This is a genomic window from Streptomyces sp. URMC 126 (assembly GCF_051386555.1).
Classification (GTDB): Bacteria; Actinomycetota; Actinomycetes; order Streptomycetales; family Streptomycetaceae; genus Streptomyces.
The window spans coordinates 1-16173 of the sequence record NZ_JBPQTX010000042.1 but is presented as its reverse complement, the minus strand read 5'-3'; the positions used below and the strand labels follow the sequence as shown (position 1 = coordinate 16173).

At 69.9% G+C, this 16173-nt stretch carries 14 protein-coding genes and 2 pseudogenes; 5 read left to right on the top strand and 11 right to left on the bottom strand.

Annotated elements, in window-relative coordinates; translation table 11 throughout:
- Positions 1–3: 3 nt before the first annotated feature.
- Positions 4–141 (bottom strand): annotated as a pseudogene (locus ACSNOK_RS07935) (CBS domain-containing protein); the annotation flags it as partial.
- Between the two features lie 455 nt (positions 142–596).
- Between ACSNOK_RS07935 and ACSNOK_RS07930 the strand changes: the two are divergent.
- The gene (locus ACSNOK_RS07930) at positions 597–1832 is read left to right on the top strand and encodes an NAD(P)-binding domain-containing protein (protein ID WP_436779879.1); all 1236 of its coding nucleotides are present in this window, start codon (positions 597–599) and stop codon (positions 1830–1832) included.
- Between the two features lie 13 nt (positions 1833–1845).
- The gene (locus tag ACSNOK_RS07925; RefSeq protein ID WP_436779878.1) at positions 1846–2823 is read left to right on the top strand and encodes an L-threonylcarbamoyladenylate synthase; all 978 of its coding nucleotides are present in this window, start codon (positions 1846–1848) and stop codon (positions 2821–2823) included.
- 22 nt (positions 2824–2845) lie between these two features.
- On the opposite strand, the pseudogene ACSNOK_RS07920 reads toward ACSNOK_RS07925, so the two are convergent.
- Together ACSNOK_RS07920 and ACSNOK_RS07915 are read right to left on the bottom strand one after the other, a co-directional pair.
- A pseudogene (locus ACSNOK_RS07920) lies at positions 2846–3140 on the bottom strand (carbonic anhydrase); the annotation flags it as partial.
- Positions 3141–4221: 1081 nt separating this feature from the next.
- Positions 4222–5019: an alpha/beta fold hydrolase gene (locus tag ACSNOK_RS07915; protein WP_436779877.1), complete on the bottom strand. Its 798-nt coding sequence runs from the start codon at positions 5017–5019 to the stop codon at positions 4222–4224.
- A 503-nt stretch (positions 5020–5522) separates the two neighbouring features.
- Between ACSNOK_RS07915 and ACSNOK_RS07910 the strand changes: the two genes are divergently transcribed.
- On the top strand, positions 5523–5879 hold the full coding sequence (locus ACSNOK_RS07910; protein WP_436779876.1) for a hypothetical protein: 357 nt from the start codon (positions 5523–5525) through the stop codon (positions 5877–5879).
- A gap of 50 nt (positions 5880–5929) precedes the next feature.
- Here the strand turns inward: ACSNOK_RS07910 and ACSNOK_RS07905 are convergent, their stop codons facing one another.
- From ACSNOK_RS07905 to ACSNOK_RS07880, 6 genes are all read right to left on the bottom strand, one after another.
- A complete protein-coding gene (locus tag ACSNOK_RS07905) occupies positions 5930–6100 on the bottom strand; it encodes a hypothetical protein (RefSeq protein WP_436779875.1) in 171 nt (56 codons plus the stop codon).
- A 96-nt stretch (positions 6101–6196) separates the two neighbouring features.
- Positions 6197–6838: a DUF317 domain-containing protein gene (locus ACSNOK_RS07900; RefSeq protein ID WP_436779874.1), complete on the bottom strand. Its 642-nt coding sequence runs from the start codon at positions 6836–6838 to the stop codon at positions 6197–6199.
- 121 nt (positions 6839–6959) lie between these two features.
- Positions 6960–7265, bottom strand: a complete 306-nt coding sequence (locus tag ACSNOK_RS07895) for a hypothetical protein (protein ID WP_436779873.1) — start codon at positions 7263–7265, stop codon at positions 6960–6962.
- A gap of 70 nt (positions 7266–7335) precedes the next feature.
- Positions 7336–7689 (bottom strand): DUF317 domain-containing protein, encoded by a 354-nt coding sequence (locus ACSNOK_RS07890; protein WP_436779872.1) that lies wholly within the window; start codon positions 7687–7689, stop codon positions 7336–7338.
- A gap of 132 nt (positions 7690–7821) precedes the next feature.
- Positions 7822–8693, bottom strand: a protein-coding gene (locus tag ACSNOK_RS07885; RefSeq protein WP_436779871.1) for an IS5 family transposase whose coding sequence is annotated in 2 segments (ribosomal slippage) — positions 7822–8336 and positions 8336–8693 — 873 coding nt in all. Because the reading frame shifts where the segments join, the coding sequence is not laid out codon by codon here.
- Positions 8694–9112: 419 nt separating this feature from the next.
- Positions 9113–10519, bottom strand: coding sequence for a hypothetical protein (locus tag ACSNOK_RS07880; RefSeq protein ID WP_436779870.1), 1407 nt, complete (start codon positions 10517–10519; stop codon positions 9113–9115).
- Positions 10520–10982: 463 nt separating this feature from the next.
- Between ACSNOK_RS07880 and ACSNOK_RS07875 the strand changes: the two genes are divergently transcribed.
- The gene (locus ACSNOK_RS07875) at positions 10983–11159 is read left to right on the top strand and encodes a hypothetical protein (protein WP_436779869.1); all 177 of its coding nucleotides are present in this window, start codon (positions 10983–10985) and stop codon (positions 11157–11159) included.
- Positions 11160–11525: 366 nt separating this feature from the next.
- Here ACSNOK_RS07875 and ACSNOK_RS07870 read toward each other — a convergent pair whose 3' ends face one another.
- Complete coding sequence (locus ACSNOK_RS07870) at positions 11526–12317, bottom strand: hypothetical protein (RefSeq protein WP_436779868.1); 792 nt, start codon at positions 12315–12317, stop codon at positions 11526–11528.
- Positions 12318–12968: 651 nt separating this feature from the next.
- On the opposite strand from ACSNOK_RS07870, the gene ACSNOK_RS07865 reads away from it, so the two are divergent.
- Entirely contained in the window at positions 12969–14090 is a 1122-nt protein-coding gene (locus tag ACSNOK_RS07865; protein ID WP_436779896.1) for a serine hydrolase domain-containing protein, read from the top strand.
- A gap of 506 nt (positions 14091–14596) precedes the next feature.
- Here the strand turns inward: ACSNOK_RS07865 and ACSNOK_RS07860 are convergent.
- Positions 14597–16051 carry an MFS transporter gene (locus ACSNOK_RS07860; protein ID WP_436779867.1) on the bottom strand — a complete coding sequence of 485 codons (1455 nt, stop codon included), beginning with the start codon at positions 16049–16051 and terminating at the stop codon, positions 14597–14599.
- Positions 16052–16173 lie beyond the last annotated feature (122 nt).

Genomic DNA, 16173 nt, shown 5'->3' with positions numbered 1-16173 from the left:
GGGTCAGTCGGTGGACAGCGCCTGGAGGAGGTCGCCGACCTTCGGGTCGGGAAGGGCGCGGGCGACGTCGGCCCGGGCGACGGTGCCGACCAGGCGGTGGCCGTCGATCACGGGCAGGCGGCGGACCTGGTGGGAGGTCATCGGCAGCGTCGTCGGGTCGAGCTCTCCCCAGGCGACGATCGCCCAGGCGTCCTCAAGGCCTCCTGTCCGCCGATCGGCTCGCCGCGAACACCACCTGTCGAGGCTGCCTCGCCGGTTTTCATGAGGGGAGTAACCCGCTCGCGGGCCCGCGGAGTGCCGTTTCGGTGGACCTCGCAAGCCGGCGCCGCGGGCGTCGCCCGCGTGGTCCCATCGGCCTTGGTTCTTGCCCGGGCCGCGGAGTCGGTACGGGTCTGGCGATAGTCCAGCAGGGCACTCCGGCCCGAGGGCACACTGGACCCTCGGGGGGAGGGCGTATGCGCCGTTGTGAGCGTATGCGTCCGACCTGGTCTGTCCGCGTCCGGGGAGAGCGTGGGTCAAGGGTCGGGGGGGGTTGGATGACGCAGGTGGTTCCTTCGCGCCGCGTGCCGCACGGGATGGGGCGGCATGGTCCCGTGGTGGTGATCGGTGCGGGGCCGTACGGCCTGTCGGTGACCGCGCATCTGCGGGCCGCGGGGGTGGATGTACGCGTCTTCGGAGAGGTCATGGGCAGTTGGCGGCACGCCATGGCCACGGGCATGTTCTTGAAGTCGACACCGCGGGCGACGGACCTGTCGGCACCGGTGCCCGGCGGGACGCTGGCCGACTTCTGCCGGGCCGTGGGTGAGAGTGTGCTGACGGAGCTGACGCCCATCCCGTGCACGACTTTCGTCCGGTACGGCATGTGGTTCACCGAGCGGTACGTCGGTGAGGTGGAGAACATCCCCGTCCGGACCGTCGGGCGGTCGCCCACCGGCTACCGGGTCTGCCTGGCGAGCGGTGCGGAGATCGACGCGGCGGCCGTGGTCGTGGCCACGGGACTGGCCGCGCTCGCCCACATTCCTCCCCGGCTCCTTCCCCTGGCCCCGTGCGGCCCCGGGCCCGATGCCGCGCTGTCCCACACCAGCCAGCACAGCGACCTCTCGCGCTACGCGGGGCACCGCGTGGCCGTCCTCGGCGGCGGGCAGTCCGCCCTGGAGAGCGCCGCCCTCCTGCACGAAGCGGGCGCCGACGTCCGCGTTCTCGTCCGCGGTCCCCGGATTCGCTGGGGCGACACCCCAGCCCTTCGCCGTCCTGTCCTTCAGCGGCTCGTCAAGCCGTCATCACCGCTCGGCACCGGCTGGGCGCTGGCAGCCGTCTGCCATGCCCCCGGCGCGGTACGTCGTTTGCCGGCTTCCGCCCGGCTCCTGCTCCACCGGCGTGCCCTGGGGCCTTCGGGCGGCTGGTGGCTGCGCGAACGCGTCGAGGGCGTCCTGCCCGTGCACTGCTCCCGCCGCATCACCCACGCCCACCTGCGCGGCGAGCAGGCGCACCTGACGCTGGCGGGCGCGGGGGAAGGCCCGCGGAAGCTGTCCGTCGACCATCTCCTGGCCGCGACCGGCTACCGCCTCGACCTGGACGCCCTGGAGTTCCTCTCGCCGGTCCTGCGCCACCGGCTCGACCGCGTCCCCGGCTCGCGAGCCCCCCGCCTCACCGCGGCATTCGAGTCCTCCTTCCCGAGCCTGTACTTCACCGGCTCACTGGCGGCCCCCACCTTCGGGCCGATGCTCCGCTTCGTCGCCGGTACCGCCTTCGCGGCCCGCCGCATCACCGCCCACCTGACAGGGCACCCCGTCACGACGGGCCGGCGGGACGGGAGGCACCCGCGGCAGTGAGAGGATTGCGAGGGTGAGCGTAGTAACCAGTGATATCGAGAAGGCGGCCGAGGTGCTGCGCGCCGGGGGCCTGGTGGCCCTGCCGACGGAAACCGTCTACGGCCTGGGCGCCGACGCCGAGGACCCTGCCGCGGTCGGGCGGATCTTCCAGGTCAAGGGGCGCCCGCCCACACATCCGCTGATCATCCACATCGGTGGCGCGGACCAGCTGGACGAGTGGGTCGAGGAAGTGCCCGCGACCGCGCGCCTGCTCGCCGGACGCTTCTGGCCCGGGCCCCTGACGCTGGTCCTGCGGCGCGGCCGGCGGGTGCCGCTGGAAGCCACGGGTGGCCTGGAGACGGTGGCGGTGCGCGTGCCCGACCACCCCGTCGCGCTCGCCCTGCTGGCGGCCTTCGGCGGCGGCATCACGGCTCCGTCGGCCAACCGCTTCGGCTCGGTCAGCCCCACCACGGCGGACCACGTCCGGGCGGAACTCGGTGAAGGAGTCGACTTCGTACTGGACGGCGGCCCCTGCGGCGTCGGCGTCGAGTCGACCATCGTCGACGTCACGGGCGAGGCCCCGAGCATCCTGCGGCCCGGCGGAGTCACCCGCGAGGAGATCGAAGCGGTCCTGGGCCGCCCGGTCGCCCTCCCCTCCACCAGCCACGTCCGGGTACCGGGCCAGCACCCCTCCCACTACGCGCCCCGCGCGCGGGTCGTCCTGGTCGAGCCGGAGAAGGTCATCGCCGAAGCCGAGCACGCCCAGGCACTGGGACAGCAGGTGGGCGTCCTGCTTCCCCCCGCCTTCGCCGACGCTCCCGTGAAGGCCCACGCCGTCGTGACGGTCCCCGCCTCGACGACGGCCTACGCGCGCGGGCTGTACGGGTACCTGCGCGAACTCGACCGGCAAGGGTGCGACCTCATCGTCGCGTCCCTGCCGGCCGAGGAGGGCCTGGGGCTCGCGATCGCCAACCGGCTCCGCCGCGCCGCGGGCCCCCGGCTCTCCCCGTGATCACTGGCGGCCGGGGCGGTCGGGATGCGGTGGTGGCCGCCGCATCCAGGCCACGGACCGCAACAAGCCGAGCGCTGCCGTCGGCCAGGCGGTAGGAGCAGACCCACCACGGCGGCCTGGCCGGCGGCGGCCTTCTCGGCAAGGGTGCGGGAGCGGTCCAGCAGCAGGTCGACGGTGTGGGACGTGTTCCGCCAGGACCTCGTCGGGCCCCACCCGTCCGGCGACGCGGGCTGCCGGCACGCTGCGGGCCACTCGTTCGACGACGTCCCGTACGTAACCCGTGGCGGTACGCCGTCCTCCAGCGCGGCACAAACGGCTTACGCCGACGTCGTACTCAACGCTGCCCAGCGCCTCCGGCCCCACCTGGGCGTTCCCCGGACGCCGGAGCGGCCTTCGTCTGCTCATGCGCTCGACCAAGGCGCACTGATCGAGACGAAGGCCGTGAGGGTAAGCCTGTTGTCTGACGCCGGTCCCGGGGAAGCGTTCCCGCAAGCGTGACGCTTCCGGGGGGGACTTATCGTCGAGCACGCCGGGCCACGGGCTTCACCCCTCAGACACGCACAGCACCGAAAGGCCGGAGGCCGGAGGCCGGAGGCGGTGTTCTGCTCGTCGACGTGTCGTTCAGGAGTGGCGGGTGGAGCGGCGGCCGCGGAAGCGGCTGGCGGCCGTCCGGGGCGGTACCGGCGGGGCGGTGTGCCCGGTGTGACCGGGCGCAGGTCGCGGCGCGGCCGGCGGCGTACACCGCGGCCTGGGCGGCGACTCTCCGGCCGAGGTGTCCGGCGGTGGCCATGCCGACCTTGTGGACGCCGTCAGGACCCCGGTCGATGTCGGTCTGCGCGCCGGCGCCCGGTAGAAGCCGAGGCGGTTGAGGTCGTTCTCGGACGCGGTGGTGGAGTGCCGGCCGGACGCGGGCCGAGGTTGAACCGGTGCATGCCGTGCTGGGCGACCCGGACGCCGCTGAGGGCGTCGAGCCGTGCCGCGACGGTGGCGTAGCGGTATGCGGCGCCCTTGGACCGGCCCCGTGTGGAGCCCGAGGTGCAGGCGACCATGGCGAGTTCTCCGGGGTCGGGTTCCTCGAAATCCGGTGGCGGGCCCGCCTCCTGGTTTGCGGCGGAGCGGCAGCGGTCGCCCGAGCAGCCCGCCCAACCCTGGCAGTGCGCGGCCGGTGACCAGCGGCAGGCGTACGTGTCCGTGCCCCCAGCGCAGCGCCCGGCGCCCCAGGTGGGCGAGGGGTTCGCCGAGGAAGACGCCCGGGGCAGCTTCGTCGAGGCTGCGGCGCAAGCCGCCCGCGCGAGGTTTGATCAGCGCGGGCACGACGCCGAGGCTGAGCGGGGCGCAGACGGCGGTGATCATCTGGTGGGGGTCGCGGGTCATCACTATCGTCGGCGGCGTCCTCCATCACGTAGTGCCCGGCATCGGGGTAGCGATGGATGCGGGCGTGGGGGTAGCGGCGCTCCCACTCGTCGAGGACCAGCGGGGTGAAGACCGGGTCACGCATGCCCCAGCCGATGAGCAGGGGCAGTTCGGTGAGAGGGTCGACGGCGTCCGTCGCGGGGTCAAGGAGCCGCCACGCCGGGTCGTCGTCGGCGCGCGGGACGGAGCGTACGTACTCCACGACGAGTCGCCGGTGCTCGGCCTCGGCGTAAGAGCGCGGGTAGGCGCGGCGTTCGGCGGCCGGGATGGGATGGTGCACGCCGGCGCGCAGGGCGAGGGCGCCCGATGAGCGGGGAGTCGCGGAGCCATCGGATGTAGAAGGGCAGCCGGTAGCCGTCCGGCCAGCGGAAACCGACGGTGTTGAGGACCACCAGGCGGCCGACGACGCCGGGGTTGCGGCGCAGCCAGGCGAGGCCGAAGGGGACCGCCCCAGTCGTGCAGGACGAACGTCCAGTCGCGGGTGGGCAGCCCGCGCTCGACAGTCAGGCAGCTCATCAGGCTGTCTAAAGCTGCCAGTTGGGACTCGAAGCGCTGGGTGGTGCCTGCGGGAAAGCCGGGACGTGGGGAGAGCCCCAGGCCGGGCAAGTCCGGGGCGACGCACCGCTGGTGCGGGGCGAGTTCGGTGAGCAGGGTGGCGCCGGACGTAGCTGCGGACGGGTGGCCGTGCAGGAGCAGTACCGGCGCGCCGGTGCCGATGTCGACATAGTGCTGGCCGGTGGCGGGGACGCGCCGCCAGTGCTGGGCGCCTGGGTATCCAGGCAACTCGTCCCGATCCGAACCACTGAATCGCTCCCACAGACCACTTGACGTCTATAGGAGCTTACCCAGGCCCCTTCCGCAGGCCGGCCCTGCGACGGTCCGGCCCGCAGTCAGCCCTTCCGCACCATCCCCAGGGCCCCTACATGCGCCGTCGCGTCACCGCCACCGCCCTCGGTCTGGCCACCTCACGTTCCCGCCGTGCCGGGTGGTGCCAGTGACACCACGGTCATGGAATACGTCGAGGCCGCCCATCCCTACCGCTCCGCCACAGACCCGCCTGAGCCTGACGGCGCTGGTCAACCTCGGCAGCTGGCCGGGTTCGCCCCATCCTCCGGTGCTGGTCACCACACCGAACGGCGCCCATTGAGGTTTTCACTCTCCTGAGGTCCATCGAGACCAATCCGGCGGGTAAGGGGCCCAAGTTTTAGCCACATCTTTACACCTGGTGGAGTTCCCCGATTTCCATCCCTAGGCTGCTCTTGGCATGTTCCGTACACAACGGAGGGATGTTCCGGATGTTCGGGATTAGCAGGAAAGCAATCGCAAGCACTGCTGCCGCCGTCACCCTCGCTGTCACCGGGGTACTCGCCAGCACCGGCACGGCCTCGGCAGACGGCATGAATGATCACTGCCCGGAGGGCAGGGCCTGTCTGGTCTTCGCGCAGGGCGTCTACGCGGGCAAGGTGTGGGTCTTCGAGGGCTGCGGATATCACCCCGTCAACGACAAGTTCAAATTCGCCATTTCCCACGGCAACGCCTTCAAGATCTACTATCAGGGCAACTTGTGGGACTACGTAGAGCCGTGGCATCCCCGCCCTCTGGACGGACTCACCACAGCCACCCACGTTGAGATCTATTGCTGAACCAGGTACTGGGACCGCCAGTAGGTCCCGCCCTACCGATGTTCCCATTGTCAAAGGACCTTGGTCAGGCCTCGAATTGAGTGAGTGTCCGCCATTTTCACGTCGCGGATGAACGGGCCGGCGTGACGTTCCAAGGCGCCCTCGATCAGGAAGATGCCCCAGACGCGCCTGGTGGTCTTCTCAAGGCGCGGTGCAAGCTCGGCCCGCAGGCAGAAAGCCATGGGTGCCCGAGGTGGCTGCGCGGGGCAGCCACCTCAGGGATCACCTGGCACGGGTGGGCGCAGAGCGAGCTGTGCTGTCATGGTCGGCTGCCCCGGTCATCCGGTCGGGATGACGAGGAGCCGGCCTTCCGCGCTCTCGGGCAGCGAGCGGCGTACCACGGGTACCGGTGAGGCGAGTGAGGAGGCGAAGGCGGCGACCAGGTCGTGCGGGACGCTCGCGGTGAAGGTGACGCACCACAGGTAGCTCTCACCCAGCACCGGTTCGGCCCATGCCTGCCAGCCGGCCAGGTCGGGGCGGGGGTCTGCGTCGTGGACGAGGTCGGGCAGCGGCTCGAGGGAGACGCTGGAGGTGAAGGCCGGATCTGTGGCGGTGGTGGTGGTCCGGTCGATATCGCGGATCCACCCCTGGGTGGTCAGCGCCGCGAGGACCGTCTCGGGCTCGTCGAAGCCGGCGTCGGGTTCGGCGCGGGCGTCGAGGGCGAGGAGGAAGTCCGCTATCGCTTCGTGCGGGGTGCCGGTGGTGAAGTAGGCGTTCCACACGGTCATGGCACTGGCGGGGTGGGCGCGGGCGGAGATCTGCCAGGCCACGGGCAGCCCGCCGAGTTCGAAGGGGTAGCTGGCCAGGATCCACTCGGCGCCGCGCAGTTCGTCCGGGCTGACGTAGAGCAGGGTGTCGCGGGCGGTGGGCCAGTTTCTCCAGCCGGCACTGGTGAGGTGGTTGCCGATCTGCTCGGCCAAGTGGCCGTCGTCCCCGGCGAGGTGAGGGGGCTGACCCAGTACGCCGGTTCCGCGGAACCGGGGGTGGACGAGCCGAAGGAAGGGTGCGAGTTCAGGGGCGCCTCCGGAGCGTCGGGAACGTTCACCGACCGTTGTCGACGGGACGGATCGTGCCACGTCGCCTTCGCTGTGGTGCGTCGACGGGTTCCTGCCAGGTGAGCTGGACAGCGATGTCGGGCAGCAGGTGTCCGTGCTGTTCTCCGTCCGCGTCCTCGGCGATGAAGACCACCGGCGTTCCGCTCTCGTCCTGGGCTTCGATGACCTGGGCGACCTGGTGAGCCATCGGGAAGAAGGGATTGAGGGCCAAGTGGACCTTCGAGGAGCGGTCGCAGGCGGAGAGGCGGTCGATCAGCTCGCCGACCGTCATCTGCGGGGTGTGCGGGTTCAACTCGTTGCTCCCTGCGGTGGAGGTTCTGGTCGGACGGTGAAGTGACCCGGTGGCCGGTGGTGCGGTGACCTCACAGCGGGCGGGACGTGGCCAGGACGCAGGCCACGGCGGCGGCGACGACTTCAGCGGGGGTCTCAGTGTCGAAGGAGACGTGGTAGCCGGGCGCCTTGGCGGTCCCGGTGACGGAAAGGTGCCAGCCCTCGCCGTCGCTGCCGGGCCGGCCAGCGGGGAAAAGGCCGAGATAGAAGCGGCCGTCCTTGCTGCCGATGTGAACATCAGCGCGGTCGTCCACGATCAGGTCGAAGTCGTCCGACCCGAATTGGTCCGTCACGAGTTCCGGTCGTCCAGGACCCAGCCGCCACTGGCGCAGTCGCAGCGCGTCAATGCTCGTCGAGAATCCGGGGCGGGATACATCCACAGTCACAGCGAAATCACCTCTCTGACCTGCGGGTTTTTCGCTAGGTCGTCTAAGTTGACACGCCTCGCGAGCCCTGGCCAGACGTTCCGCGATCTTCCCTGTCTGCCCGAGGCGAACTGCTAGGGAGTTTCGTTTGGATCACCGGACGGACCAGAGGAAGATGCCCGCGATGTGGAGTCCGGCCAGGTAGACGGTGGAGGTCTTCTCGTAGCGGGTGGCGATGCCTCGCCACTGCTTCAGGCGGTTGATGCACCGCTCGACGGTGTTGCGCTGCTTGTAGGCCTCGCGGTCGAAGGCCGGTGGCCTGCCGCCGCGGCTGCCCCGGCGTAACCGGTGTGCGCGCTGGTCGGCGGGGACGGGGATGACTGCCCGGATGCCGCGCTTGCGCAGGTGCTCGCGGATGGCTCGGGAGGAGTACGCCTTGTCGGCCAGGACGAGGTCCGGCCTGGTGCGGGGCCGTCCTCGCCGACGGGGAACGCGCAGGCGGGCCATGACATCGGTGAAAGCGGGTGCGTCACCGGCCTGGCCCGCGGTGAGGACGAACGCCAGAGGACGGCAGCGGGCGTCGGCGGCCAGGTGGATCTTCGTGGTCAGTCCGCCGCGGGATCGGCCGATGGCGTGGCTGGCGGGTTCACCGGCCGGGGCCCCTTTGTGCGGGCCCCGGCCGCGTGCTGGTGAGCCCGCACGATCGTGGAGTCCACCGACACGGCCCACCTCAGGTCCTCGTCCGCGTCGGCCTGGGCCACCAGAGCGGTGAACACCCGCTCCCAGGTGCCGTCCACGGCCCACATCCGCAGCCGGTTGTAGACACCTCGCCAGTTGCCGTACTTCTCCGGCAGGCGGACCCACTGCGTACCGGTCTGGAACTTGTAAGCGATCGCGTCGATCACCTCACGGTGGTCCCGCCAGCGGCCACCCCGCTTCGGCGTACGGTCCGGGAGCAACGGCTCAATCCGCGCCCACTGCACATCAGTCAACGGCACACCCGGACCAACGACCGACTGATCCAAACGAAACTGCCTAGGCCACGCCGGGCCGACAGCCCTGCGAGGTCAATCCCTGCCCCCGACGTGCCAAAGAGCAAGGAAGGCGACGACGAGCGAGGCCCGTGCTCTTCCCATTGGTGTGCTTGCTCGCTAGATGGACACTTTGACCGCTACTTGGCCAGTAACGCGGTGTGAGCGGACCGGCTGGGGCCGATTGGTCAGGTGATCCCCGCAGCGGCCGTCTACAGCCGACGTTACCCGGCCGTGAGCGGCTGGCCGCAGCACGTGCAGTCCGTCGTGGACCAGTCGTCGGCCCAGCGTCAGCCAGTTCAGGATCCGTTGGCCTTGCAGGGGCAGCTGGGAGCATTGGTGGATCGGTGCCCGGGGATCGCCTTCGGTGGCCTGGTCAACGGAACGCCGTGTCCGGGCGCGGTCGAGGTGGTTCAGTCGAGAGCTGCCATGGCGAGCGGCGGCAGGCAGGCCAGTGTCCAGGCGAGGGCGTGAACGACCGCGGAGGCGACGCCCGTCCAGCTCCCGCTGCCCCAATTGTTGAAGGTGAGCAAGGCGGCCGATACGTTCCACAACGCGGCTATGGGGAGTAGGCCATAGAACATCGAGGGGCGGAAGAAGCGGTCGGCGACGGCGATCAGCGCAATCGCCGCGGCGGTCATCAGCGCCAAGGGAGCCACCATCTGTTTCCAGGACAGGAAGGCGGCGCCGTCGGCGACGTCGGCGGTCAGGGTGCCGTGGGTCAGGGTGACGATGGTGCCGTCGTAGGTGTTGACGGCGACGCGAGTGCCGGGCCGGGTGCCGTTGTAGAACGACTCCTTGACGTTCCAGGTCTTGTGCCGGCCGCCGACGGCGACGGTAACGGTGTAGGAGGTGGCGTCGGCGTCGGACTTCTCGGCTCTGTCGGTGACGGTTCCGGTCTGCTGCGTCAGGCAGTCGCCGGTCTCCGCCCGGCTGATCCGGGCCGCCGTGCACAGCGCGGCGTGGGTGTAGGCGAACCGCTGGATGTGCGCGGCGGCGAACGCCGCGCCGGCGGCTGCGACGAGCAGGAGGGCGAACGCCCACGCCACGAGTCTCGTCCGCTCCGGCCGGCTCCGGCCCTGGTCCGGACGTGGCCGTCGGCGCTTCCGGGTGCGGACCGGTTGCGGCGTCCTGCCATGAGGGGCCGGAACCGGACGTAGCGCCGGTGCGGCGGTCGCGGTGGTGTGGGTGGTTGCCCCCTCGGCAACCGAAGGCTGGAGCTGCGCCGGGACCAACTCTGCGGGGTTGTGGGCATTCTCCCCGTCGTGCGTGGACGGCGGCGGGGTGAAGGCGACCGGGCCGGAGGGCGTCTCCTGGAGCAGGGTGATGAGCCGTCTGTACAGAACCTCGATCTCGGTACGCAGCTCGGTGGCGCGTTGCTCGGCTCGGGCGGCGTCCTGGTCGGCGTCGCTGACGAGCCGGGCCGCGGCCGCGAGTTGCGTGTCGGCGTCGGAGAGGCGGCCGGCGAGTTCGTCGGCGCGTGCGGCTTCGGCAGTGGCCTTCTCCTCGGCCTCCCGACGGCCCTCCTCGGCTTCGGTGAGGCGGGAATGCAGAGTGCGGATCAGCATGTCCTGCTCGGCCAGGGCGCGCCGCAGTCGGTCGGCATCGTCCCGCGCTTCCCGCAACTGGCTGGTCAGCTCTTCGTCGCGGGCGTGTCCGTCGGCGAGGGCCTGGCACAGCTTCTTCTCCGCGGCCGCCAGGGCTGTCCGCAGGGTGTCGCATGCGTCCTCCAGCTCCGCGATCCGGCGGCCGTCGGGTGACCGGTGGCGCCTGACGTCCCGCTCCAGACGTCGCAGCGTGCGTACCTTCTCTTCGGCCAACGGGTGTCCGAAAAGGCGAGTTGTTCGACGAAGGCCGACAGGAGGTCGCAGGGCATGATGCGCCGGCCGGTGAAATAGCGGGACAACGTGCCGGCGTCGATGTGCATCGCGGCGGCCAGGTCCCGCTGATGTACTCCGTCCTTCTTGCAGGGCGCGAACGCCAAACCGAGGGCTTCGGTGTACTTGGCGATGGCCGCCCGCAGCGCGGCGCCGCCCGTCGCGGGGGCGCCGGTCGCATCCTGGTCCTGGGGCTCGGGCGTCGGCTCTTCGTCCACAGGGGCCTGTCTCCTCCAATGCGGCTGTCCGTGGTGATGATGTGGATGGTGACACCGTCCCGCCTGCACGTTGCCAACTTCCGGCAAGCCGCCAGTTGCCGTTCCCGCAATCCTCCCCAACTGCCACCGTCGAACTCGGACCACCGGGCACCGGGCCCGGTGGCACACCCCCGTCCGGGAGGCCCACGTTGAGGACCACTGTCACCGTCCGCACCGCTGTCGTTCTCCTGCTGACCGTGCTGACCGCCACGGCCGCCGGTGTCCTGGTCGCCCTGGCCGGTGCCACCCCCGCTGAAGCCGCCCTCGCCGCGGGCGCGGCGATCGCCACGGCCTTGCCGTTCTTCGACGCCCTCATCGACGAGTGACCCGGCATCGCGGCCAGGAGTAAGGAGTACTGCGGCCGGCTGTCCGGTGGACGTCCCTTACGTCTGGTCCTGCTCGCCACCTACCTGTGCGGGCCGGCTTGGCCCCGAGCCGGACCCGCGCTGGTCAGATGGCTCGGGGTCGCGATGTATCCGACCTCGGAGGTGATCAGGCAGACCCTGGCCCTCATCAGCAGCCGTGCAACGGGCGCGGACCTCATCGTGGAGCACCTCCTCCCGACCCGACTTCGCTGTGAGACCCCTCGGCCCCGATGAAACACCGCTTACCCGGCGAATCAGTAGCGTGCGCTTCAGCAGCGGCCCATCACCGGCTGATGATTCCTTCAAGCTGGGCGGGAACGTCTCCGGTCACGTAGCCGGGGGCCGGAGGAGAAAGGTGCAGATCCCAAAGGCAAGGAAGCCGAGAAATGCCAGCGTGGTAACTGCCATCACGATACCGGCCGGCAGTGAAGATCCCGGCCGGGCGTAGTTCGTGTACATGGCGGAGGCGGCCGTCGCGGCGGCGCAGAAGCAGAAGGTGATGAATGCCATCCAGCGTACCTTGGACCTCGGGATCGAGAGACGGTCTGTCGTAGCGCGCCAGCGGTGAGCGAAAAAGCCTGCCACTCCCCATATCGCAAGGACTGTCAGGTAGGAGCTCACCGTGAACCTGACCGGCAAGGGCGTGCTTCCCTCGTACTGAACGTGCAGGTATGCCTCCAGCGGGCCCTGGATACCGGTGAAGGCCAGCAACGGGAAGAACTGACTCAGCATCCGGCGCGTGTACCGGGCCGCAGCGCTTGTCGAGAAAAGCGTTTCGAGCAGCAGAACGATAAAGAGAGTGAGCAGTAGAGCGGAGTACGCGAGAGCGGTGCCGGAGAGCAAGCCGCCAAGGAGCCCTTTGAACACGTCACCGGACGTTGCCATGATCGAGCCGTATGAGACCGCCGTGATACTGAGAGAGAAGAAGGAGAAAACCCCGACGGTGAGGGCCCCATCCGACTCTCCGCCATCGTTACGGTGCTCCCTCGGCAGGGACAGCACAACGATCACGGCAGTGAATGCGAAACCGGCGAGAATGGCCGCGAAGTTCGAATAGAGCATCAAGGTGTCGCGGATGGCCGAGGCGTCCGAACGGCAGGAGGTGAGGTGACCACTCACCCAGTCGAACCCATGATGCGCCCTCAAAGGGAGGGAATCACCAAAGCTTCACAATGGTGTGCTGGCGAAAGGCCGGGCACTCCCCGTCAAGCCCCCCTGCCCGCACAGCCTCTGGTGCGAACCACTCCAAGCCGGGGAACGCACTCATTATCTCTGGGGAGTCAGGGTAGTGGTGGCTTCGTTGTACACCAGGGAGGCGGTAGAGATTGATTCCGCTGATGCTTAGGCGCCTGGCGACGGCGGTGACGGCCTCGGCGTCGTGTCGGGACAGGGCGACGACGAGCACGTCGACGTCGACTGCAGGGACCCGGCCGCCGTGGTTGCCGTTTGCGGCGGCGGTGTCCAGGCTGGTGAGGGGGCTTCGTGGATGAACTCGGCCTGGACAGCGCCGCATCCGCGTGCACTGCCCAGCCCCCTCACATACCACCCCATGTGCGCCGACGCCCAAGCGGATGCCCCGGGGGTTTTCCCCACTTCGTATTGGCCTGCTGTCCGGATCGTCTTCGCGTGCTTTGGCGGCCAGCCTGTAAGGGATCGATTTGATTATCCGGCCCGGCCCGGCCGGGCTCGTGTGAGGAGAGATTTGTGCCCCATTTCGACGACGCGCCACGGCGTTCCGGTCGATCCCTGCTTCGGCGGGGCCGGTGGGCGATTCCCGTGGCCGCCGTAGTGGCTGCGCTGGGGGCCGCAACCGTGGTCTGCTCGCTGCCGGCGCAGGCCAGGGGACGCGGTGATGTCGTGCAGCAAGGCATGGACAACCTGGTGGACAGGGACGGCTACCCTGCGGTCCTGTCCTCCGTGCGTGATCGCGGCGGAAGAGTCCATGACTACACCGCCGGTGTGGCGGATCTGAAGAGCCGGGCGAAGGTGCCGGCCGACGGGCGGGTGCGTGCCGGGAGCAACACCAAGCCGTTCACGGCCGTCCTTGTGCTGCAACTGGTCGGCGAGGGCAGGGTCGGGCTCGATGCGCCCATCGAGAAGTACCTGCCGGGCCTGGTTCGTGGAGAAGGGATCGACGGGCGCAAGATCACGGTGCGGCAGTTGCTGCAGCAGACCAGCGGCCTGCCCAACTACACCGCGTACATAGGTGACCATTATGAGAAGGACCGGCATACCTATCTCCAGCCCCGTGAGCTGCTCGATCTGGCTCTGGCTCACAAGGCGCGGTTCGCGCCCGGCACCGGCTGGGAGTACAGCAACACCAACTACCTTCTGGCCGGGCTGATCGTGGAGAAGGTCAGTGGCCGGCCGCTGAGCAAGGAGATGACCCGGCGTGTGATCCGGCCTGCCGGGCTGCGGCACACCTACTTCCCTGATGTGGGGGAGGAGGGCATTCGCGGGGCGCACCCTCAGGGCTACCGGGCGACGAAGCAGGACGGGCCGCTGGAGGACATCACGGTGATGGAGCCGTCCTGGGCCTGGGCGGCCGGTCAGCTGGTCTCCACACCGAGCGATCTGAACCGCTTCTTCACCGCGTTGTTCGGCGGCAAGCTCCTTAAGCGGGAGCAGCTGGTCGAGATGCGCAAGACGGTCAGGACCACCGGTATGTGGCCTGGGGCCAGGTACGGGCTCGGCGTGGTGAGCACGCCGCTGAGCTGTGGCGGCCTGGTGTGGGGGCACGGCGGTGACATCGCCGGCTATGAGACCCGAGGCGGGGTGACCGACGACGGGCGGGCTGTCACGGTCGCGGTCACCGCGAATCCCCCGTCCGGGCCCCGCGGCCAAGGTCCCGCCGATGTCCTTTCCCTCGTCGACACCGCCCTGTGCAAGTAAGCCCCGGCGGCGGTGGCCGGTGCGGAGTGCGCCGGCCGCCGCCCCGCGGCCGTGGCCGCGGCATCGGCGAGAGGGGCCGCCTGGTTTGGTTCTCCGCCGCCCGCCACGACCGCATCCTGGGCCACCTGCGCGCCGCTGGCCTCGTGAACCTCGGCTTCTGCGGGCTGGTCAACGACGTACTCGACCCCGTGATGGTCACCGGCTTCCACGCCGGCCGCACCCACAAGCTCGCTCCTGGTGAGAGGTAAGCCAACCGGGTCCTCGCCGTCGGACGTGCACCAGTCGACACGGCTTCGCCCATCTCAAGAACTGGCGAACGCTCACCAGACTCCGTACTGGTCCCGCTCGCGCGACGCGTCTCCTGCGCGCTCTGCTGGTTCTGGCGAACGTCGAAGTCGATCGCTGACGCGGCTTTGGGCCACCTACACGTTTCGAACGTGTAGGGCGGGTGTGGCACTGCCGGCTGGTCTCGGTGCGTGGCTCCGGTGGGTCCGTGCGGTCGAACCTCAGGCTTTCTGGGTGCGGTTCTTTGCCGGGAGCAGGTAGCTGAGGACGAAGGTTGCGGTGAGGAGGGCGATGCTGATCCACATGGTGGTGGCGAAGGCCGGTCCCGCGTCGTGGGGCTGCTGGTGTGTGCGGTCGGGCTGAGGGCGGAAGTAGAGGGTTCCGAAGAGAGCGACGCCGAGGGATGCGGCGAGTTGGATGACCGTGTTGAACAGGCCGGATCCGCTGCCCGCGTGCTGGGCGGGGACGTCTTGGAGGGTGAACTGGGCCAGCGGGGCGACGGCCAGTCCGGCGCCGGTGCCGGCGATGAACACGCCCGGGATGAAGGCAGCCCAGGGCGTGTGGACGGTTGCCGAGTGCGCACCCCACGCGAGCACGCCCAGGCCGAGGACCATGACGGTGACGCCGATCTGGACGGTGGCGCGACCGATGCGGGGCAGCAAGACCGTGGCGCCGAGGGTCGCGAAAGCCGCGTTGGCCACGGGCCAGGCCAGCATCAGCACACCGACCGTCAGCGGAGAGTGGCCGAGGGCCGCCTGGAGGAGCTGGAGGAGGGTGAAGAAGAAGCCCATCATCGGCAGGAAGATCAGGAATTCGACCAGCAGGCCGCCGGCGACGGAGCGGATGCGCAGCAGCGAGACTTCCACCAGCGGTGAGCGGTGCTGGTCGGACAGGCGGCGCTGGTAACGGTAGAAGGCGGCCAGGACGATCACGCCAAGGGCGATGGCGCCATAGGCCCAGGCGGGCCATTCCCCGCGGTCGCTGGCGATGGTGAGCGGGTAGAGCACGAGCAGCAGTCCCAGGGCGGACAGGGCGACGCCGGGCAGGTCGAGGCGGGGCCGGGTGACGGCTCGGCCTTCGGGCAGGATGCGCCATGCGGCAATGACGGCCAGGACGCCGACGGGGACGTTGATCCAGAACACGCCGCGCCAGCCGAGCAGGCCGGATTCCAGCAGCAGGGCACCGAGGACCGGCCCGAGAGCGGCGGCGAGGCTGGAGAGGGAGGAGAACGCGGCCATCGCCCGGCCCCGCTCCTGCGGCGCGTACAGCAGCTGGATCTGGGCGAGGACTTGGGGGATCATCGCCGCGCCGAAGACACCCTGCACGACGCGGGCGGCGATGAGCAGGCCCGGGGTGGGGGCGGCTCCGCACAGAGCGGAGGCGGCGGTGAAGCCGGCCATGCCGATAAGGAAGACGCGCTTGCAGCCGTACAGGTCGCCCAGGCGGGCGCCCGTGATGACGACCAGAGCGAAGGCCAGGGTGTAGCCGGCCAGCACCCACTCGCTCTGGGCAGGGGATGCGGCCAGGTCGGTGCGGATGGCGGGCAGGGCGATGTTGGCGATGGTCGCGTCCAGAAGATCCATGAACGCGGCCAGCAAAACGATGACGAGCGTGACGGTGCGCCAGCGGCCGGTAGGAACGGTCCGGGCCGTATCGGTGCGGGTGGTGGACAACACGGGTGCCCTTCGGTACGTGCGGAAAGGATCAGCGGCGTGCGCGGCAGTCCCACGGTGCATGAGGACGGCGGCGAAGTGGTGGAGCAGCCCCGGGCGAGGGGCTGCTCCACCACCCGCCCGCG